Genomic DNA, 20,306 nt, shown 5'->3' with positions numbered 1-20,306 from the left:
GCGGCGGCGCGTCAATCGCGGAGCCAGAGACGGATTGCGGCAACGGTCACAGTGCCGTGGAAGACGTAGGCGCGCTTGTCGTAGCGCGTCGCCACGGCGCGGAAGCCCTTCAGCCTGTTGATCATGCGCTCGACCTCGTTGCGGCGCTTGTAGGCGGCGCGATCGAAGGAGGGCGGACGGCCGCCCGCTGGGCCCCGAGCCAGACGGTGGCCCACCTGATCCTTCTTCTTCGGGATGCTGTGAGGGATTTGGCGTCTGCGCAGGTAGATCCGTATGCGACGGGAACTGTAGGCCTTATCGGCGCTCAGTGCGTCAGGGCGTGTGCGGGGATGGCCGCCGCCCCGGCGGGGAACTCGGACCTCGGCCATGACCTGCTCGAGCATGCTCCCGTCGTGGGCTTGGCCGGGAGTGATGAGCAGGCCGAGTGGGCGGCGACCGCCTTCGCCGGCCAGGTGAAATCTTGCTGGTCAGGCCGCCACGGGATCGTCCGATTCCCTCGTCGGCGCGGTGGCGGGCCGGGACTGCCCCTTTTTTGAGCCGTTGGTCGGGGTAGCCTTCCTTGCCCCTGCGGCGTGCTGGTGGGCCCGGCACGTGGTGGAGTCGACGCTGACCTGGCTCCAGTCCAGACGGCCCTCCGCGTCGGCACGGGCCTGGACGGCTTTCAGGATCCGGTCCCAGGTCCCGTCCCCCGACCAGCGGCGATGGCGTTCATATACGGTCTTCCACTTCCCATAACGCACGGGCAGATCCCGCCAGGGGACGCCCGTGCGCTCACGGAAGTAGATGCCGTTCAGCACACGACGGTGGTCACTCCACTGCCCGCCCCGCCCACCGTTGGCAGGCAGGTGCGGGAGGAGTCGAGCCCACTCCTCGTTCGTCAGATCGCCACGTCCCACGCCGCCCTAACGATCAAGGAAGGCGACCCGGTTCCAAGATCGAATGACGATTCACCGGACACGGCCTAGTGGTGCACGAAAGCGAGGACCAGCCGCTGGCCGGCCGCCCGATACTGTCGGCCCCTCGCCTTCGAGGGAATGGAACCGATCGCCGACGCCCGCGGCGCGACCCGCCGGTTCCTGACCGAGGTGCAGGCCGTGCACGGCATCGCGGTCTCTGAGCGTGCGATGGGCACCGTACAACTGGTGGTCGTCTGCGGTGACCACGGGGACAGCGGCGGAGCCTGTCGAGTGTGTGCGTGCGGGCCGGAACTTCCCGTGCGCGCCGACCCTTCGGTCCGTCAGGGGTGAGGGCCGTGGCCGATCTGCCGATCGAGCCTCTGCGCCGCCACGGCGGGCACCTGCCCGTCGAGGGCGAGAACACCCCAAGCGTCGACATCGCCGTAACCCCCGCAGCGGGGGCGACCGGACGGCGGCCGGCCCCCGCAACGGGCGAGTACTCAGCAGGGTTTGGCGTAGCCGACCCCGCGCCACTGGCCGTGTTCGGTGCCGTAGGGTGCTGGTGGCGTGGAGCCCAGCCACCTCTTGTTGGCGTCGTACCAGTTCGCCACCCGGCCGGGGGTCTGGTTGTTGTACCAGGACCCTCCGCTGGTCCAGCTGCTGGGCTTCTTGTGGAAGGTGCAGGTGTACCACTCGCGTTCTTCGCCCGTGTAGCCGGCGCCCGAGTAGCCGCACAGATTCCCGGGGGTACAGGTATGGGCTGCGGCCGCTACGTTGGCGGGCGAGTTGAGGTCGCGTGCGCGCTTTTCGCCGGGCAAGGGGAGCAGCAGCCTGCCGTCCGGGTAGCTGATCTCGTTGGCGGCCGTCTGCTGGCCGCCGTCCTGGGCCAGGATTGCGTCGACCCTCTGCTGCAGTGCCGCACGCTGTGGGGCCGTCAGGCCCGCCTGCTCCGCCTGAGCCGAGAAGGCGGACCGCTGTGTGTCCGAGCTCGCCGCGCCGGCGGATGCCGCGGGCGTGGTGAGGAGCGCGCCAGTCGCCACAGCGACGCCAACGGCAAGCGACAGTTTCCGTAACTTCATACCGCGCGATTCCCTTCGCGTTGGTTTCAGTCTCGGGCCTGCGCCGACACCAGGCATCCGACTCACCCGGCCATGGCGCGGTACGGCAGCCAGGCCGACGACGCGGCAGGCGGATGCACACCCAGTGCGGCGGGCCGGTCGCACGGGCAGCAGGCTGACGCCCCGCACCGCCGTGCCGCAAGGCCACACCGATTCCATTACGTCCTTTTCGGACACAGGCCCACATCCAGGCGCGGTCCGGAATCAGAGCGCTGTGCCACTGAAATGGGGCACTTCACCTCCACCCGTGACGGCCGGGCCGCCTCTTGGTGAGCGGCGAGCGCTGCACGAAGTCCTCTTGGCGGACCTGCGTAAAACCGGACTGCTGGACATGGACGATGCGGCGGTCGACGGCTCCCACGTCCGGGCTCTCAAAGGGGGGCTCACACCGGGCCTTCGCCGGTCGACCGCGCTCGTCCGGGCAGCAAGCACCATCTGATCAGCGACCGCTACGGAACACGCTACGGAACACCTCTGTCCGTGTCCCTGACCGGCGGGAACCGTCACGACGTCACCGAGCTGATCCCGCTGCTGGACGCGATACCGCACATCCGCGGTCGCGGGCGACCCCGCCACCGGCCCAAGCGTCTGTTCGGCGACCGTGGTTACGACTACGACAAGTACCGCCGCCTGATCAGGGCCCGAGGCATCACACCCAAAGTCGCTCGCAAAGGCACCGACCACGGCTCCGGCTTGGGGAAAACCCGGTGGGTTGTCGAGCGGACCTTCGCATGGCTCCACCAGTTCAAACGCCTACGGATCCGTTACGAAGTACGCGCCGATCTCCACCTCGGTCTACTCCAACTCGCCTGCAGCATCATCTGCCTACGCCGACTCCGAACGTCGCCTTGAACTGCTCGGTTGAGGAAAAATGCACCTTGGTACCGGAAGCCGTGACAGGCTCGCCGGATGGATCACACGTTCGACGCTCCGCCCGCTGACCGAGAGCTTCTCGACTTCGCTGTCGGCTTGGCCACGCGGGCTGGCCAGGTGTCTGCGCAGGGCTTCTTGGGAGAGTGGGGAAGTCGCCGCAAGGAAGACGGCAGCGAGGTCACCGAGATCGACCTTGCAGTCGAAGAGCTGGTCCGGGACGAGCTGGCCCGCCGTGTACCGGAGGACGCCATCTACGGCGAGGAGAGGGGCTCGACCGCCGGGGTGTCAGGGAGACGATGGATCATCGACCCCATCAACGGCACCACGTCGTTCACTCGCCGGTGGCCGCTGTTCTCGAACGACATTGCCTACGAGGACGAGTACGGTCCCGCTATCGGTGTGATCAACATGCCTATGAGCCGACAGATGGTCGTAGCCGGGCGGGGCCTGGGCTGTTGGGTACTGACCGGGGAGAGCCCGGACCTGAAGTCGGGCCACCGCGCCCAAGTCACCGAGCGGACCAGCGCGCGGGGAGCGAGGACTCAGGCACTCAACCCGGCCGGCTGGCCGGAGGAACTCCTCATCGCTCTCCACCGTCAGGTGTTCCTGATGGCGTCGATGGGCTGCATCGTTGACCTCGTCACCGGCCGCGCGGATGCCGTCGTGATCGCTGGCCCACCCATGGGTTACGAGGACGTGGCACCCATGCCCGTCATCGTTTCGGAGGCTGGTGGCCGGGTGACCGACCTAGGCGGCGGGCCCGTACTCGAGGGCGACATGACGGTGCTGGCCACCAACGGCCTACTCCACGAAGCGATCCTGGACCTGGTTGAAGGCCTGCCGCGCAGCCGCGACCTGTACGCCCTCGACGACGGCGTGTAACTCGACAGGGTGCCGACGCTGAAGCTCAGTCTGAAATGGTCAGTTAGTGCTACCGACATTGTCCTCACGCAGTCCGCACGGCCCCGGCCGTCCCAAGGTGCTTTCGGCGTTGGCCCAGATCAGCGCGGGCGGGCGGCTTCCACGTGCCCCAGCAGCAGCATCGCGTCGTGGTCCGGGCTGCCCGGCTCGGCCTGGTAGACGATCAGTCGGTGGCCGTCGGTGCGGGCGATCTCGTACGCCTCGTAGCTCAGCGTCATGGTCCCGGTCGCGGGGTGGGTGAAGTGCTTGCGTCCGTTGGTGCGGTGGCGCACCTCGTATCGCTGCCACAGCGCGGCGAACTCCTCGCTCTTGACGACGAGTTCGCCGATCACCCCGGCGACGTCGGGTGCGTCCGGATACCGCCCGGCCGACGCTCGCAGATGGGCGACCGTGGCCGCGGCGACGTCCTCCCAGTTGCCGTACAGACCGCGCGCGGCGGGGTGCAGGAAGGTGTAGCGGGCGGTGTTGCGGTGCCGGTTCGGCCACTCCTCGATGCCGGGGAGAAGGCGGAGTCCGCGTGGGTTGGCCGCCAGGAGGTCGTTCGCGCGGCTGAGCACGTACGCGGGGCAGGGGTCCACGATGTCCAGCAGGCGCAGCACGTCCTGGCGCAAAAGACGCGAGGGCGCTGTCCCGGCCTGCGAGGGGGTCGATCTCGGTGCCCTCGCCAGCGCGAAGAGGTGCCGCCGCTCGTCCTCGTCGAGCCGCAGCACCCGGGCAACGGCGTCGAGGACAGCCGCTCCCGGCCGGTGCTGCTTGCCCTGTTCCAGCCGCCGGTAGTACTCGATACTGACGCCCGCGAGCAGCGCCACCTCTTCCCGGCGCAGACCCGTCGTGCGCCGGCGCCCGATGGTCGCCGGCAGCCCGGCCTGCTCGGGCGTGACCCTGGCCCGCCGCGCCCGCAGGAACTCGCCCAGCCCGCCTGTCTTCTCGATCTCCACATGGTCCACGACTCAAGTATGACGATCACCCTGCTCTCCGAGAGGGGCCCTGCGAGGGCCCCGCTCGGGCGGGTGTCCCGCAAGGGCTGGCTGTCCACGCAGACTGGGGCCTCCGACGCAGCAGACGCGTCGGCGGGAATCGACAGGAAGGAATCGCAAAAATGGCGCACGTGGCGGTGGTAGGGCTCGGCATCATGGGCCGGGGCATGGCCGAGAACCTTCTCAAGCACGGTCACACCGTGACCGTCTGGAACCGCACTCCCCAGAAGGCGGCCGAACTCGCCCAGGCCGGCGCCACAATGGCGGCGACCCCGGCCGAGGCCGCGTCCCGCGCCGACGTCGTCTTCGAGACGACCGCCGACGACACCTCGTCCCGTGCGGTGTGGCTGGGCCCCGACGGCATCCTGGCGGGCGCCGGGCGTGACGCCGTCCTCATCGCCTCCGCGACCTTGTCCGTCGAGTGGGTCGAGGACCTCGCCGCGCGGTGCGCGCAACGCGACGCAACCTTCTACGACATGCCGCTCACCGGCGGAGCCGCCGCGGCCCGCACGGGAAACCTGGTCCTGCTCGCAGGCGGCGACGCGGACGGCCTGCCGGCGTTGCGGCCGGTGTTCGACGCGATCGCCCGGGACGTACGGCACTTCGGCACGGCCGGCGCGGGCACCCGCTTCAAACTGATCCTCAACGCCCTGCAGGCCATCCACCTGGCGGGATTCGGCGAGGCGTTGCGGCTGGCCGAGGCGACGGGCCTGGACCCGCACCAGGTCGGCGAGGCCCTCCTCGACCGCCCCGGAGGGGTGGTCACCCGCCTGGCCTGGGACAGCTACCTCACCCCGCCCGAGCCACTGAACTTCTCGGCTGCCTGGGCCCACAAAGACCTCACCTACGCCGCCCGCATGGCACAGACCACCGGCGCAGACCGCCACCCGCTGCTCGACGGCGTCCTGTCCCACTTCTCCGTCGCGCTCGCTGAACGCCGGGGTGACGAGGACTGGAGCACCGTGAACCCGGTCGCATCACGCAAGCCCCACTGACACCGGCGAGCACGGGAGGACACGCGGAGGGCCCCGCACCACTCACCCCGGGCCCCAACGCGGCCGACCGGCCCTGGAGGATCGCGTCTGCCTGCACTAGAGGCTCAGCACGTCTGCTCGCCATGGCGGCGAGCGGACCACGCACACGCTGCTCGATCTGATCCCGGACGGGCCGCACGGTGTCCACGCCTGGCCCGCGGGGTCGTCCGGTTGCCACTCCAGGTACTGCTTGCCGGGCATGACGGGGCAGGTGCCCCCGCAGCCATGGTGATCATCACGTCCGAGGACGGCTTCGGGGGTGAGGATCTTCGGCTTCTGGGCGGACATGTCGATGCCGACCTCTTTCATTGCTTCGGCCACGGCCCGGTTGACGGTGTCGACGGAGCCTGCCGAGCGGACCTCGACGTGGACGGACGAGGGCGCGATGCCGGCGAAGGAGTCCGTGAAGATCCGCCGATGGTCACTGCCGGGTTCGCGAACGACGTGGAGGGGGTGAACCAGCAGGCGGCTCCGATGCAGGAGGCGACCGCGACCGGGGCGAGCGAGGCGCGGCCGATCCTGCCAAGGCCGAAGATCAGCAGAATCAGCCCCGCCGTGGCGACGACCTCACCCAGCCACAGGCGGCCGGTGGACCAGTCGTGGGTGGAGAACTGCACCAGCGGACTCGCGAACATCACGTCGGCCAGGATCGCCCCGCCGATCGCCTCCGTGCTCTGGGCGGGCACGTACGCGGCGACGTCCCGCAGGCTGAGCCCGTCCGCGGTGCGGCGGCCGGTGAACCAGGCCGCGAGGGTCACGGCGAGGTTGAAGTGCGCGCCGGAGACCGGCCCAAGCAGGAGGATGAGCACGCCCAAGCCGAAGACGGCGGCGAGGGAGTTGGCGAGCAGTTGCAGGCCTACGTCCCGTGTGAGCTCGGTGGTCTGGATGCCGGAGCCAACGACGACCGCGACCAGCAGCCCGGTCCCGGCCGCTTCGGCGGTCTTGCGGCGGCCGAGGGATGCGGTCACGCGGTGGCTCCTGGGAACGCAGCAAGCTGGTCCAGGACGTCGGGCAGTTCGGGCTGGGCGGCCGGGCGCTGTACGGCCCCCGCCCGGGTGGCAGGAGCCGCTTGCACTGTTCCGGCGACAGCGCCTGACTCGCCGCCGATCGTTCAGGGTTGGGGCCATGTCCCACAGGAGAGGCCGCGTGCGGCTGGGAAGGCCGCGCGGAGGTGCGTGGGCGATGACAGGCCGCAGGCGGTCCGGGTCGCTTCTGCGCGACGAAGGCGATGACCGCGTGGGCGACGCCTTTTGGCCGCCCCCGGCCGGGACTGCGCCGAATGTGCAGGGGCCGGGAGGATGCGCCCGACGGCCTCCAGGGCCAGGGAGTCACGTACGGATCAAGTTCGAGAACGCACAGGGGCGGTGACTGGGACGCCGATCCGTTCGGTGACGTCTGCGAGCCGTGCAGACATCCGCGGATCGGCGTTGGCGAGCCGGGCAGCCGCGGTTGTTCGTCGGCCTCCACGACCCGGAGGTGGTCGCAGGCGCTGATCACCGCGTCCGGCTTCCTGGGGCGAGCAGCCGGCCGCCGCTTCCGGCGAGGAGTCCATCTCCCACGACGAGTTGCGTGCGCGTGCCGGAGGCCCGACGCGCTGCGGGCCGTCCAGGCGAATTCAGTTCCGGCAGGTGCTGTCGTGGGAGGGCAGGACACCGGTGGTGAGGTAGTGGTTGACCGCCTCGTCGATGCAGGCGTTCTTCGGCGCGAAGAGGCCTGCGTAGACGGTGTGCCGGAACGCGCCGCGCAAGGTGACCAGACGGGAGCCCTCCAGGTCGCGGTGGGCAGCCAACTGGCCCTGGTACACGGTGGCCGGGTCACCCGTGGCACCCACCATCAGCAGCGGCACGCTGTTGTGCACGTCGGTGGGGGGCTCCGCGGGGGTCGTCGGCCAGAAGGTGCAGGGGGTCACGGTCCGGGTGAGGGGCCCGAAGACGGGGTCGTCGGCGCGGTGCTGCCGGATGTCGCGGTAATAGGTTTCCGGGTCGCGGGAGGCGGCTGCCCGGTCGGCGCACTCGATGGCGGTCTGTGCGGCGAACGTTGCGTCCGTGTCCGGGGCGGCCAGGTCGGTCAGGACCTGGTCGAGGGTGGGGGTGGGCCGGACCGCGTCGCCGTGGGCTGCCCGTACCAGCACCCTGACGTCGGCGGAGTAGCCCGCGTATGTCTCGTCGTCGTCTCCCGCGGTGACGTTCCACAGGAGCTGGGGCAGGTTGCGACTGCTGACCGTGTGGGTGCCGACCTTGACGGGAACCCGGCCGATGTTCTGGTCGAGCCGGCTGATGGCGTGCATGACCTGGGCCGTGGTCGAGCCGAGGTGGTACGCGCCGTCGCGACGGGCCGCCCAGGCCGCCCAGTGCCGTAGCGCTCGGGTGACGGACGGGCCGAGGGTGCGGGTCAGCTCCGGTCCGAAGGCGTCGGCGTCCAGGGTGCTGTCGAGCACCACGCGGTCGGTGCGGTCCGGGAAGAGCTGCGTGTAGACCTGTCCCAGGTACGTGCCGTAGGAGGAGCCGAGATAGCTGATCTTGTGCTCACCGAGGGCTGAACGGATGACGTCCATGTCGCGGGCGGTGTTGCGCGTCGAGGCGTAGGGCAGAACGGATCGCCGGCTGTCGCAGTGGGACGCGAGATCCCTGGCCAGCCTCACGGTCTCGTCGAATGTGCCGCGGTCGGCTCCGGCGGAGCCGATGCTGACAGCCGGCCAGTGGCAGTCGAGGGGTGTGCTGCGTCCGACGAACCGGGGGTCCATGCCGATCACGTCGTAGCGGGCGGCCAACACCGGAGCGGCGCGACGCAGTTGCAGGGACAGGTACCGGACGGGCAGGCCAGGGCCCCCGGGGTTGTAGAAGAGTGTGCCGTGCCGGTGGGCGCTGTCTGTGGCCGGCAACCGGGAGACGGCGACCTTGATGGTCCGGCCGTCGGGATGCCGGTAGTCCAGCGGCGCGGTGAGCTCGGCGCACCGGGCTCCGGCCTGGTCCAGTGCCGCGCCCTCGGTGTCCTTCGGCCCGTCCTTGCAGCCGTGCCAGATGATCTCCTGGTGCTCGAATCGGGCCAGCCCGGCGTTCCCGGCCGGGGTGGCGCCCCGGGGCGTGCACGCGGTGACCAGGGACGCGCTCGCCAGAACCGCCGCGGCGGCCGTCACAGCTGTTCCACGGACTCGCAGCATGACCTCTCCTCGCTTCATTGGGTGTCAGACGACGTGATCGACAGCGGGTACGCCGGCTGCTCTGCATGTCGACTGCCGAAGTTAGGCCGCGGGACCTGACCGGCACATCAGCTCACGGTCGCTCGCCCAGGCTCCGCGCCCATGACGGCGCAGTCCTTCAGACGGACCCCTGGTACGGGGCTGTGACCTGCCGTTTCCACGGTTGAGCCGCATCACGTACGACATGTCGTCTACGACTGGGGGCGCAGTCTGGGGCTCAATGCGCCCGGCCGTCGCGCCCGGGCCTCTTGACGAAGCAGGCAGGGACCCAGGTCAAAGGCCGGCTTTGCCACCGGGGTAGGACCGTCGCTCCTGCTGAGGAAGCAGTCCGGGAGAGGCGCGTTCATACGACGGGCTCATGCCACCGCAGCACCAGCGGCCTAGCCTTGTCGACCGTCACCATCGTCACGACCGTCACGACCGTCACGACCGTCACGACCGTCACGCCCGACACGACCGACACGACCTGCAGGGCCGTCGCAGGCGCCATCCACGAGGGAACACACGCGTGATCACAGCAGCAGCACTCAACCGGCCCGTCTCCAAGGCCCGGTGACCGATGACACCGCTTCGTGTTCACGCGCTCCTGTCCGCCCGGCCGGCAACGGCCGTGCTTGGGGCCGGCGCTCGGATCATCCCGCCCCTGGCGTGGGACGTCCTGCTGGTGGCTGCGCTGGGGGTGGCCACGCTGCCCGCGGTCGCCGCCGAACCTGCGGCAGTGGCGGTCAGCCTGGGTCTTCTGCTGCCCCTGATCTGGCGCCGCCGGTCTCCCTGGACGGTGTTTGGTGCCGTGGCCGCCGCAGCGTTCGCCCAGTGGCTGCTGGGGTACCAACTGCCTGCCGAGATCAGCCTGCTCGTCGCCCTCTACACGGTGGCCGCGTACACCACGCGGCAGCGGCTGCTGATCGCCTGCCTCGTCATGGAGGGCGGCATACTGCTGGCCTGTCAGCGCTGGGCGAGTGAGCAACACTTGCTGTCCACCGCCGTCGCGCTCAGCGCGCTCGCCGCCGCTGCCGCCTCCCTCGGGGCGAACACGCGCGCCCTCAGAGAGCGGGCGGCACAGCTCCAACGCGAACGGGACCAGCAGGCGCGGCTCGCAGTGGCCGAGGAGAGGAGTCGCATCACCCGCGAGATGCACGACATCGTCACCCACAACCTGTCCGTCATGGTGGCCCTGGCCGACTCCGCTCCCTACGCCCGGTCGGCCGACACGTCATCAGCCGCACTGCGCCAGATCTCCGAGACCGGCCGGCAGGCGCTGACCGACATGCGGCGCTCCCTTCACCTCCTGCGGACCGACGAGCCGGAGGCGCAACGACACCCGCTGCCCGGCATGGCCGAGTTGGAGGGCCTCGCCGAGCAGATGCGCCGTGCCGGTCTGCCGACCCGCCTGGAGATCAGGGGCGACCCGACCCCCGTTCCCGTCGCCGCACAACTGACCGTCTACCGCTTGGTGCAGGAAGCCTTGACCAACACGCTCAAACACACGCCTCGCGGCACCCGCGCGCATATCAGGATCCATTGCCTGACCGACACCGACACCGTCACGGTCGACGTCACGGACGACGGACCGCCCCGGCAGAAGGCCGACGCCGCCTCGGGACTCGGTATCCGCAGCATGCGCGACCGAGTTGCCGCCCACGGCGGGACGCTGCGGGCCGGGCCGCTGCCGAGCGGTGGCTGGCAGGTCGCCGCCCGCCTCGACCTCGGCCGTGAAGCGGACGTGGTGGTGTGACCATCCGCGTTCTCCTCGCCGACGACGAGGCACTGCTGCGCATGGCCTTCACCACCGTGCTGGACGCCCAGCCGGACATGAGAGTGGTCGGGGGCGCCGCGGACGGCGGCGAGGCGATCCGCTTCGCCCGGCAGTTGCGCCCGGATGTCGTCCTCATGGACGTCCGCATGCCGGGTACGGACGGCATCGAGGCAACCCGTCGCATCACCCGGGTCTCACCGCAGAGCAGGGTACTCATCCTCACCACCTTCGACCTCGACGAGTACGCGTTCGCCGGGCTCAGGGCCGGTGCAGCGGGCTTCCTGCTGAAGAACGTCCGGCCCGAAGTGCTGCTCACCGCCATTCGCGACGTCGCCGCCGGAGACGCGGTCGTCTCCCCCCGGATCACCCGCCGGCTGCTGGAGAAGTTCTCCCCGCACATCCCCAGCGGCTGCAGCGACCGGCAGCAGGAACGGCTGCGCCTGCTCAGCACCCGCGAACGCCAGGTCCTCATCCAGGTGGCCCGCGGCCTGTCCAACGCGGAGATAGCGGCCACGCTGTGCCTCGCGGAGGCGACCGTGAAGTCCCACCTCGGGCGCATCCTTCAAAAACTCGAACTGCGCGACCGCGTCCAGGCGGTGGTCTTCGCCTACGACAGCCGCATCGTCCACCCCGACTGACTCGACCCCTCCGTGCACATGCCGGCCGTTGCCGATGGCGGCGAACGAGCCGACCGAGCGGCCCGCTTGGCACTGTCACGGCTGGCGCACGCCCGGCGGCCGGCCCACGTTGACCGTGCGGCCGAGTCGCCGCGCATGGGTGGCCGCGTCCGCAGTGTCTCCCAGCCCGCGGGCCGCTCGCCGTCCCACACGGCGATCAGCGCCTCGCGCTGCTGCGTCACCCAGTGGTCCACGGCGGCGTAGGCCTCTTCGCCTGGTGTCGCGTGACCGAGCCGGGTGATGTCCGCCGGTTGGTCGAGGAAGGCGGGGCAGATGTTCCGGTTGCTCCGCAGCGCGTCCGCTGAACGGGCCCGCTTCGGATCACGCCGGGAACCGGGGCAGTCTCGCCCGCGTACCGCCGGTGTTCTCACCTCTCGGCGGCGGGGACCAGGGCCGGGGCGAACCTGTAGGAGATCGACTCCAGTAGCGGCTTGCGCTTGGTGTTGTGGAAGGCCGCGATGCGCCAGTGGCCGTCGTGCTCGCGGACCAGGGTGTACGTCTGGATCTTGGTGAGTCTGCGCGGTCGTGTGCCCTTGTAGGTGTCGCCGCGACCGTTGACGACGGCCGTGTCCGGTCCGTGGAAGCGGATGTCGAGGATCTCGTCCGCGAGCCTGGTGCCTTTGAGGAAGCCGCCGAAGAGGGCGCGGTGACTGTCCACGATGTCCCGGCGCCCCTGGTAGAAGGTGCCGACGTAGGTGATGTAGGTGGCGTCCTCGGTGAACAGCGCGCCGTACGCGTCGGCGTCGTGGCGCTCCCAGGCGTGGACGAGTTCGGCCAGTACGGAGGTGACGGCGGCGGCGTCCGGGGTGTGGGGCATGGGTGGGGTCTCCTCGCTCGCTAGACTGTGTGCAGAATCTGAAGGAAAGCAGTATCTGCATCCGTGCAGATAAATTTAGGAGAGGATTCCTCAGGTGGCAACCCCTTCACACAGCGGGGATGAGCACGTGATCTTCCGTCAGTACCTCGACGCCGTCGGTCTTCAGGGGCTGGCCAGCGCGGAAGCGGCCGGCCTGCACACCTCGGAGTGGTACGCGCTCAGCCTGATCACGGTGGAGGGCGGGCTCACATCGGGGGAGCTCGCCACCAGAACCGGCCTGACCACCGGTGCCACCACTCGCCTGATCGACCGTCTGGAGCGGGCGGGGTACGCGCGCCGCGCCCCGGACCCCCGGGACCGCCGCCGGGTGATGGTCGAGCCGGTCCCCGACGCGCTCGCCCGCGTGGAGGAGGTCGTGGGGCCTGCCCGCCGCCGCATCGCCGAGGTCCTGTCCCGCTACAGTCCCGAGCAGCGCGCGGTGCTCTTCGACTACTTCGAGCACGCCGCACCCGCGTTCCGGGCGGCCACCGAGGAGATCCGCAAGGCGCTCGCGCCGAGGCGCAGGAGGGCCGCCCGGCCGGAGAGCGGCGGCTGACCTCCAGGGCGGTCTTCCGAGGTTCGCCAGCGGCAGCCCCACCTCACCAAGGGCGGGGTCTCGGTGACCGGCGGTCTGCAGGACAACGGCCAGTCGATCCTGCGCGGCCGCGACAAGGTCATGGCTCCAACTTCGGCGGCGACACCATCGCCGACTCCTCCAACGGCTGCAACATCGCCGCCGAGTACGTCTACCTCGACATGTGGGTCACCCAGAACCGCTGTGTCAACGACGGCTCGTGGACCACGGACCCGTGGAGGCCACCGAGTGTGGGTGCAGACCAGGGGCTTCGCGATCCGCTCCGGCAAGCAGTGGACGAGCGCCTACGACCTCGGCGAGGGCCACGTGGCCACCGCCGTATCGTCCTCCGGCGGCACGGTCTACGTCGCCTGGTGCGGCCCCTGCACAACCAGGGCCTCACCCGCGCATCGCGGTCGGCAACGCCGACGGCACCGGCTGGCACCAGTTGCACCTCCCGGTCGACGGCACCATCCCGAACCGCTACATCTCCGGCTTCGAAGTCGACCCGGCCGACGCCCAGCACGTGTCCGTGCTGGTCAACGGCTTCTCCCGCCGCTTCACCGAAGGCCCGGGCGCGGGTGTCGGCCACGTCTTCGAGTCCAAGGACGGCGGCGCGAGCTGGACGGACATCTCCGCCAACCTGTCCGACGTCCGAACGGCAGCCTCGCCCTCGGCACCGACCTGGCCACCTTCTACCGCCCCGCCGGCACCCACAAGTGGCTGGTCCTGGGGCACAGCCTGCCCGGCATGGCCGTGATGCAGTTCCGCATCTGCCCCGACGGCAAGCTGTACGCCGCCACGCACGGACGCGGCATCTGGTCCTTCGACGTACGACGCCTCAAAGGCCGTAAGGGCTGATCACGACCGACCCCGGCATACGGCGGCCGGTGCGCACCGGCCGCCGTACGTTCGGCTCACTGCAGCGGACACGTCGCCACACTCAGCCGGAGCGTGAAGAGGGGCGTGCTCTCCGGCCCCCAGGTGGCGGTCGCCGAGCCGGTGCGCGCGGCCCGCACCGTGACCTGGGTGACGCCCTTGCTGTCCGTGGCGGTGGAGGTGACCAGCGCCAGCACCGGGTTGCTGCTGCGCGGCTCCGGCCAGGGACCCGCGGCATTTCCGGCGTGCCGGTGCCACTCCCCGAGGGAGTCGGGGTGGGCGGGTCTGCGGAAGGACGTGGGGGCGCCGAGTCCGCTTCCGAGCCACCGCCGCTGCCTGCGCAGGTGGTCAGCAGGCAGGAGGGGCGACCAGGACGGCCGCGAGCCATGGCCGAGATCGTTGACCGCGTCTGCTGCCCTCCGCCATCAGGACTCACTCCCCGGTGCCACCGGACGTCGCTGCGACGTCTTCGGCCGCAGTTCGGTTGCCGCCCGTCGCCTTCGAGGGGCTGGAGACGACCTCAGCGGATGCCCGAGTCGAAGGGGATGACGATCGTGGTGAACCGCCCGCTGGTGACGGTGACGGACACCGGTTGGGCGATCGGAGTGACGGCGCCGGTGAGGTTGGCGGGACGGACGACATAGGTGCCTGGCGGCAGCGAGACACGGAAATGGCCCTCGCTGTCGCTGGTGGTCTCGGCGACCGTTCGCTCCGGATCGCCGCTGGTGATGGTCAGCCGGGCGCGCAGAGGCCGGTCGGGACAGGGGCTCTGCTCGCGGACCACCGGGCAGCCGCCGTCGACCATGGTGCGGCCCTTGATCCCGGAGTCGGACGCGCCCGGCGATCCGGCTCCATGGGCCCCCGCGCATGCAGTGGCCGAGAGCATGGCAGCCAGCGCCAGGGTGGCGAGTGCGCCACACATGGAGCTCTTCATACGGGTTGGACTTCCCGTGGTGCTGGTCGGTTCCTGTGCGGGCATGGCTCGGAGGCCGGGCGGAGACGATGCCCCGCCCGACCCACGGGTTGCTCGCTGAGGGTGATGTTACGAGAACAGAACGTTGTGCGGCTCGGGGTAGGCCCCGGTGGCGCCGCAGTTCCCACCCTTCATCGCATAGCCGGCGGCGACCCAGCGGGTCGGGTCGGCCTTGTAGGTGCGCACGGTGAGGTAGTCGCCCCAGCGGGGCAGGCCGGCGTAGGTGCAGGTGTTGCCGGCGCCCCACAGGTAGTAGTTGGGGCTGGTGTCGATGGCGTTGGCGGGCTGGGAGTTGATGCCGCTGCCGGGGTAGTAGTGGGTGCCGCCGGTGCCGCCGCCCCAGGCGAATTCCAGGCCCACCCGGCCGAGCGAGTTGGGCGCGAGCGAGGCGAACTGGATGGCGCCCCAGCTGCCCCACAGGTCACCGGAGCCGTTGAGGTTCTTGTCGGACTCGTTGAACCAGACGAACCGGGTGTAGGGGAACGGGTGGCTGCTGTCCTGCTTGGCGTTGAAGGAGAAGCCGATGAGCCCGCTCGTTCGGTAGGCGCCGAGGACGCGGGAGTCGGCGTACTGGCACCAGTTGGTCACCACACCGTCGGTGCTGGCGCAGTTCTGGCCGCTGTTGCGGGTGTAGAAGCCGTACGACGGCACGGTGCGGTCCCACCAGGAGTAGCTCCCGGAGTTCTCCGGCCACGCGAACACGCGGAAGGAGCTGCCGTTGGTCTGGCCCCAGTTGCTGCCCCAATAGAGCGTGTCGGTGGACCCTGGCACCAGCTTGAACGTGAGGTTGTCGGTGCGGGTCAGGTAGTTGTAGTTGAACCCGCTGCAGGTGCTCATCGGACTCTTCGGTAGTCGTAGCAGCCCGGCACCGCTTCCCCCGCCGCTCGGGAAGAAGTTGGTGGAGATGTTGACGTTGTTGTTGGTGATGGACATGTCGTTGAAGTCCAGCGCCGTGGTGTTCGCCAGGCCCATCCAGCTCGGGGTGATGTTCCAGTAGCACCAGCCGGTGTACGCGCCCGGGCCGGAGGCCGAGGCGTTGGCGATCGTCAGGTGGTCGCTGAACTGGAGCAGCCAGAACTGCCGGCCGGTCGTCGGGTCGTACTGGGTGACCTGGTCGCAGCAGAACCCTGATCCGAACAGCGAGTAGGGGTCGAGGTAGGACCAGGTCGCGCCGTTGTCGGTGGAGCGGGTGGCGTACCAGTTGCCGGTCTGGAAGATGTTGGAGCCGTTGGCGTCGGTGCTCGGCTCCTGCGTAGAGGACAGGTACGAGGCGCCGCCCGATATCCCGGACGTCGGGATGGCGCTGTCGCGGACCACGTTGGCGAAGGACCGCACTGAGGACGGTGCGGTGACCCCGCTACTGAGCGCGGCGTGGTTGGGCTTGGGCCCGGCCTTGCCCTTGTCCATGGTGTCTTCGTCGTACAGCCGGGTGTTGAGCTGAGCGAGCTCTTCGGCCGTGTACTGCCGCGGCTTGTCGGAGACGGCAGCCGTCACCCGAGCACCGCCGCCGGTCGCCGCGTGGGCTGCACTTCCGTCGCCGCGCGGGGCGGCGGACGCGGGCGTGGACTGAAGGCCCGCCAGGCCGAACGACAGGATCAGGAGCACGACCGCCCAGACGGCCAGTCTTCGCCGTCTGGCCCCGGCCAGGGGCATGCGGATGGAACCGGACATGCTGAAGTCCCCCCTCGATGATGGGAATGGATGCACGACGACATCGGTCGCCACTCCCCCCACAAGTGCTGAGCAGAGCCCTGCCGCCGCACCGCAGGGAACCTAGCGATCCGTGACCGGCCCACCAAGAGCCTGGGGAAAGGATCCGAAATAGGTCCGAATTCCCTTCCTGTGAAAGGGAACTGGTGCACCACCTCGCCCGAAAGACGGCGGCAGTCACAGCGCCTTGGGCCCGCAACAGCGCATAAGAGCCAAACTTTCACCACCGCACGTGGCCGAGGTGCGCCCTGGTGGACACCGGAGCACACCTCGCGGCGGACGGCGGCGAGATCAGTGCCGGATCGGGAGCGGCTCGATGAGCTGCGGTGACGAGACGGTGGCGGCGCCCCGCGGCGTGGAGGCGGTGCTGCCGCCGGCAACGGCGAGGGGTCCGGCGGTGTAGAGCGCCTCGTCGAAGGCTTGCCACTTCGTCGGGGACTTGCCTACGGCCAATACCCAGACCGCCTTACCGCCGATGACGGAGGTGGACAGGTAGTCGCCGACCATACGGCCCTGCGTGGAATTGGCCATCTGGGACAGGGACATGGGCCCGGCGACCGTGGTCGGCGTGCTCCAGGTGCTGCCACCGCTGACGGAGGAGATGTAGCTTGGTCGAGGTGGCGCACACGATGTCGTGCGCCGGGCAGCCCGAGCGGAAGCACCGACGAAGACCCCGGCGCCGGCTCCCACGAGTGCGCCCATCAGCTCGGGTTGCACAGGGTCGACGGTGATGGGCGCCTCGGTTGGGACGGGAGGCTTCCAGGGCGGTGGTACGGAACCGCTACACACCTGATACCGGCAGGCAGCGGCGTCATGACGCTGTTGGTCGGATCGCGGACCCACAAACAGCTGCCTGCCCGCACTACACACGTCGGTCGCAAACTGCTTGTGCGTGCACCGAAGGTCGTCGGTGAGGGGCAGAACACAGCCGGGTGGCTTTGTTCGTGCCTATTCGTGAACAAAGCCACCTCAGACTGCGGCAGGGGCAGCGACGAAACCGGTGTCGGCCTCTGCGAGATGGTTGCCGGGCCGAGTGTTCGGCGGCCACGACCGTGGCCACCGTGGAGTGGCAGGGGCGGTTTCAGGACACCAGGGGAGCGTTGTCCGTGACCTCGCTCAGCCGGACCGTGCACAGCCCGCGGGGCTCGTTCTTCACCTCGGTCACCTTCAGCTGGGTACCGGGGGTGAGGATGTACTCCTCCTCGCCGGTGAAGGCGGAGAAGCTCTTGATCCCGACCGCCCGGGCAGGCGTCACCTCGAAGAGGGTCCGCTTGCCGCGACTGCCCAAGAACGCCCGAGCCACCTTCAGCTCGGAGGTACACGAGGAGACGCCCCACCAGGTCACCGTCCGGCCCACCGGGTACTGCGCCCGGAGGTCCAGCGACACCCCGCGCCACAACGGCTGCGTGTAGGCCGGCAAGTGCGATACGGCCGAGAACAGCAGCCGCAGGTACGGCAGGTAGGGCGTGACCCTGGTGCGGTCGGGGGAGCGCAGAACGCTGTTGATCTCGCGGTAGAAGGCTGACTCGCAGGTGTAGAGGTGGAGCGCGGCGATCGCGTCCGCGGACAGGCCCCCGCCGGCCGCCTGGTCCGCACGCAGCTTGCCGAAGTCGCGGGAGCGCCGGATGTGCCCGGCGAGCCCGGACAGTGCCGCGCCAACCGGGGCGACGGCGTCCTGGAAGTCCATCAGCGGGGTGTCGAACACCCCGGTGATCGCGGGCAGGACCAGGCCCTCGTCCTTGACGCTGGTGAGGCGCTCCAGGTACAGCTGGTGCAGGTTCATGGTCGACTCGATGAAAGCGCCCATGCGCGCCGAAACACCCCCGTCCGCACCGCTTACGCCGGCTGCCGGCAGGTTCCACCCCTTGCTCGGCAGCCAGTCGACGGGGTCGGCGCCCAGCGAAGTCAGGGCGCCGTTGACCTGGGCGAAGTGGTCGCCCTCGCAGAAGACGTCGCCCTGTGCCGCCGGGTTCGCGTGGTCGAGGTGGCGGACCTCGACGTCGGGGTATTTCTCCTGGAGCCGCAGGACGACCCGCTTCAGGCTGCGGGCGTGCGCCCCCCACCACGCGAACACGACCCCGCGGTCCTCCTCGGCCGCGTCCTGCTTGGCCTTGAGGATCTCCTCGATGATCCGCTCGGCGACCGGCCGCCAGAACGCCGTGTGCTGGTCGGCACCCATCGCCCCGTCGCCGCTCGCGGTCAGCGACGCGTTCAGCAGGAGCACGCCCTGCGTCAGCATCGCCTGGAACCACTCCGGCGGCTGGACCGTGTCCCGCTCCTTCAGCAGCGCCCGCACGTCGGCGATCGGGGTCTTCTTGGCGATGCCGTACTTCCACATCGCCGCCGCCTTGATGAGGCACCGGATGCTGACGACCCGGCCGAACCGGCTGTCCTTCCAGTCGCTGAAGGTGTTGTCGAACATGGCTATGCCGGTGGCGCTCTCCGGCCGTGGGTAGGGGTTCTGACCGAAGACCACGACCTTCCACTTGTGCGGCGGGTTCGGCTTGAGCGCCTGGAACGTCAGCTCGCGGACCGGGACCACCTCGTGGCTGCGGTCCTTGCCTATGAACCGTGCGGCGTCCGGCTGCGCCTCGATGACCGGCTTCAGCAGCGGGAGCCAGGCCTGCCCGCCGCCGTCGAAGAGCTCGGTCAGGGCCAGGGGGTCGTCCGCATCGGGATGGGGCTGCGGCGTCTGGCCAGGAGCCGGGACGCCGGCTGTCGATCCGGTCATGGCGCAGGCGCTTTCGCTCGTCGTGGCAGAAGGAGAGCAGGGGTCGGCAGAGGGAGCGGGAGCGGCAGTGTGCGGCGCGGGGGCGACGGGCGTGACGGCCGCCGGAGGCACGATGCGCACCCGCCGGTCGACGGGCGCATTCTCGATCCCGTGAAGCTGGGAGATGATCGTGGACCGCAGCTCGTCGTCGTCCTCGAACCAGTGGTCGTGGAAGAGCGTGTAGCCGGTCCACATCAGATTGGCGCACACCCGGGCCGGCACCTGGCCGGTCTGCGCTCCCATCCCGACCAGCGCCACGGAACGGATACTGCCCGGCTTCTTCCGGTTCTGCCGGTGGACGGCCTGGAAAGCGGCCGCGCACGCCAACGCCACGTTCAGCGTGGCGCTCACATTCTGAGAGGACCGCACCATCGTCGGCGTGGATATCAGGTACCGGGGGACGGTTGCGCCGGACGGGACGCAGACCGCGCTACCCACCGGCATGGGACCGGAGAACCGGTCGCGGATCGCCCGCTGAACGCGCACCTGGATACCGGACCCCAGGTGCCGCTTGATGACGGCGTCGACCCCGCCGTCCATCCGCCCCCGGGAGTTCGTGGGGGTGACCCAGGCGTCGACGTCCTCGTCGAGGATCGAACCCTTGCGGATCTCGATGCCGGGGGTGTCGGCGAACGCGGCACGCCACGCCTCCACCACACGCTCGTTGACGTCCGTCAGCACCACCCTGAGTGCGGGCAGCACACTGCTCTCGGTCATCGTCCACTCCTGTCGTGCACCAGCGGTTCCAAGACCCCGAACGTATCGCCCACCACTGACAACGCAGCCCCCACAAAGAAGCGCTGAGCCACCGTCATACTGCGCGGTCGTCGCAGGCACCGGCCTGGAGCCGCGGCACGTCGCTCCCCGCACGGGCCCCGGCCCCCGCCGTCGGCGCGCTCGCACGCCGGGGGCCGCCGCGTGCGTACGGGGGCGCCTCCTCTCAGCCGGCGGAAGGCCATCGAAACCAGGCATGCGTGCCGGCCCCGAGGCAGGACAGCTACCACTCGTACCGTCCCAGCCGGTGAGACGCGCGCCCCGGCCAACGGGCTTCCCGTCCGACGGACGAAGGTCTGCTGTTGCTGTTGCTGTTGCT

At 69.8% G+C, this 20,306-nt stretch carries 17 protein-coding genes and 3 pseudogenes; 7 read left to right on the top strand and 13 right to left on the bottom strand.

The window, feature by feature from the left end; genetic code table 11:
• Positions 1 to 11: 11 nt before the first annotated feature.
• Positions 12 to 896, bottom strand: a pseudogene (locus tag S1361_RS01325) (IS5 family transposase).
• Between the two features lie 500 nt (positions 897 to 1,396).
• The gene (locus S1361_RS01320) at positions 1,397 to 1,936 is read right to left on the bottom strand and encodes a hypothetical protein (protein WP_208030009.1); all 540 of its coding nucleotides are present in this window, start codon (positions 1,934 to 1,936) and stop codon (positions 1,397 to 1,399) included.
• 358 nt (positions 1,937 to 2,294) lie between these two features.
• Between S1361_RS01320 and S1361_RS01315 the strand changes: the two are divergent.
• Together S1361_RS01315 and S1361_RS01310 are read left to right on the top strand one after the other, a co-directional pair.
• Positions 2,295 to 2,866, top strand: a pseudogene (locus S1361_RS01315) (IS5 family transposase); the annotation flags it as partial.
• Between the two features lie 57 nt (positions 2,867 to 2,923).
• Entirely contained in the window at positions 2,924 to 3,769 is an 846-nt protein-coding gene (locus S1361_RS01310; protein ID WP_208030008.1) for an inositol monophosphatase family protein, read from the top strand.
• A 119-nt stretch (positions 3,770 to 3,888) separates the two neighbouring features.
• Here the strand turns inward: S1361_RS01310 and S1361_RS01305 are convergent, their stop codons facing one another.
• Positions 3,889 to 4,755 (bottom strand): helix-turn-helix transcriptional regulator, encoded by an 867-nt coding sequence (locus S1361_RS01305; RefSeq protein ID WP_243769020.1) that lies wholly within the window; start codon positions 4,753 to 4,755, stop codon positions 3,889 to 3,891.
• 152 nt (positions 4,756 to 4,907) lie between these two features.
• Here S1361_RS01305 and S1361_RS01300 point away from each other — a divergent pair, with 152 nt between their 5' ends.
• Complete coding sequence (locus S1361_RS01300; RefSeq protein WP_208030007.1) at positions 4,908 to 5,780, top strand: NAD(P)-dependent oxidoreductase; 873 nt, start codon at positions 4,908 to 4,910, stop codon at positions 5,778 to 5,780.
• 96 nt (positions 5,781 to 5,876) lie between these two features.
• Here S1361_RS01300 and S1361_RS01295 read toward each other — a convergent pair whose 3' ends face one another.
• The 4 genes and pseudogenes from S1361_RS01295 to S1361_RS01280 all read right to left on the bottom strand — a co-directional run bounded on the left by S1361_RS01295 (position 5,877) and on the right by S1361_RS01280 (position 9,508).
• Positions 5,877 to 6,140, bottom strand: coding sequence for a low molecular weight phosphatase family protein (locus S1361_RS01295; RefSeq protein ID WP_208036967.1), 264 nt, complete (start codon positions 6,138 to 6,140; stop codon positions 5,877 to 5,879).
• A 48-nt stretch (positions 6,141 to 6,188) separates the two neighbouring features.
• Positions 6,189 to 6,787, bottom strand: a pseudogene (locus S1361_RS01290) (aquaporin); the annotation flags it as partial.
• Between the two features lie 647 nt (positions 6,788 to 7,434).
• Positions 7,435 to 8,979: an alpha/beta hydrolase gene (locus tag S1361_RS01285; RefSeq protein WP_208030006.1), complete on the bottom strand. Its 1,545-nt coding sequence runs from the start codon at positions 8,977 to 8,979 to the stop codon at positions 7,435 to 7,437.
• Positions 8,980 to 9,361: 382 nt separating this feature from the next.
• Positions 9,362 to 9,508: a hypothetical protein gene (locus tag S1361_RS01280; protein ID WP_208030005.1), complete on the bottom strand. Its 147-nt coding sequence runs from the start codon at positions 9,506 to 9,508 to the stop codon at positions 9,362 to 9,364.
• A gap of 120 nt (positions 9,509 to 9,628) precedes the next feature.
• Here S1361_RS01280 and S1361_RS01275 point away from each other — a divergent pair, with 120 nt between their 5' ends.
• Both S1361_RS01275 and S1361_RS01270 read left to right on the top strand, forming a co-directional pair.
• Positions 9,629 to 10,753, top strand: coding sequence for a sensor histidine kinase (locus S1361_RS01275; RefSeq protein ID WP_243769019.1), 1,125 nt, complete (start codon positions 9,629 to 9,631; stop codon positions 10,751 to 10,753).
• The gene (locus S1361_RS01270; RefSeq protein WP_208030003.1) at positions 10,750 to 11,412 is read left to right on the top strand and encodes a response regulator; all 663 of its coding nucleotides are present in this window, start codon (positions 10,750 to 10,752) and stop codon (positions 11,410 to 11,412) included. Before S1361_RS01275 ends, S1361_RS01270 begins: the two co-directional genes overlap by 4 nt.
• A 406-nt stretch (positions 11,413 to 11,818) precedes the next feature.
• Here the strand turns inward: S1361_RS01270 and S1361_RS01265 are convergent, their stop codons facing one another.
• Positions 11,819 to 12,268, bottom strand: coding sequence for an SgcJ/EcaC family oxidoreductase (locus tag S1361_RS01265; RefSeq protein WP_208030002.1), 450 nt, complete (start codon positions 12,266 to 12,268; stop codon positions 11,819 to 11,821).
• A gap of 127 nt (positions 12,269 to 12,395) precedes the next feature.
• Between S1361_RS01265 and S1361_RS01260 the strand changes: the two genes are divergently transcribed.
• A complete protein-coding gene (locus S1361_RS01260) occupies positions 12,396 to 12,863 on the top strand; it encodes a MarR family winged helix-turn-helix transcriptional regulator (protein WP_243769018.1) in 468 nt (155 codons plus the stop codon).
• Between the two features lie 466 nt (positions 12,864 to 13,329).
• Positions 13,330 to 13,641, top strand: coding sequence for a hypothetical protein (locus tag S1361_RS01255; protein ID WP_208030000.1), 312 nt, complete (start codon positions 13,330 to 13,332; stop codon positions 13,639 to 13,641).
• Positions 13,642 to 13,798: 157 nt separating this feature from the next.
• Here the strand turns inward: S1361_RS01255 and S1361_RS01250 are convergent, their stop codons facing one another.
• The 5 genes from S1361_RS01250 to S1361_RS01230 form a co-directional block, all read right to left on the bottom strand.
• Complete coding sequence (locus S1361_RS01250; protein WP_208029999.1) at positions 13,799 to 13,957, bottom strand: hypothetical protein; 159 nt, start codon at positions 13,955 to 13,957, stop codon at positions 13,799 to 13,801.
• A 323-nt stretch (positions 13,958 to 14,280) separates the two neighbouring features.
• Complete coding sequence (locus S1361_RS01245; RefSeq protein WP_208029998.1) at positions 14,281 to 14,682, bottom strand: carboxypeptidase-like regulatory domain-containing protein; 402 nt, start codon at positions 14,680 to 14,682, stop codon at positions 14,281 to 14,283.
• Positions 14,683 to 14,802: 120 nt separating this feature from the next.
• On the bottom strand, positions 14,803 to 16,404 hold the full coding sequence (locus S1361_RS39790) for a hypothetical protein (protein WP_208029997.1): 1,602 nt from the start codon (positions 16,402 to 16,404) through the stop codon (positions 14,803 to 14,805).
• A gap of 330 nt (positions 16,405 to 16,734) precedes the next feature.
• Positions 16,735 to 16,974: a hypothetical protein gene (locus S1361_RS01235; protein ID WP_208029996.1), complete on the bottom strand. Its 240-nt coding sequence runs from the start codon at positions 16,972 to 16,974 to the stop codon at positions 16,735 to 16,737.
• 550 nt (positions 16,975 to 17,524) lie between these two features.
• Positions 17,525 to 19,930 carry an ADP-ribosyltransferase domain-containing protein gene (locus S1361_RS01230; protein ID WP_243769017.1) on the bottom strand — a complete coding sequence of 802 codons (2,406 nt, stop codon included), beginning with the start codon at positions 19,928 to 19,930 and terminating at the stop codon, positions 17,525 to 17,527.
• Positions 19,931 to 20,306: the final 376 nt, after the last annotated feature.

It is taken from the genome of Streptomyces cyanogenus (assembly GCF_017526105.1).
Classification (GTDB): Bacteria; Actinomycetota; Actinomycetes; order Streptomycetales; family Streptomycetaceae; genus Streptomyces; species Streptomyces cyanogenus.
The sequence above is the reverse complement of the archived record's forward strand: the minus strand, read 5'-3'. Positions and strand labels throughout refer to the sequence as shown.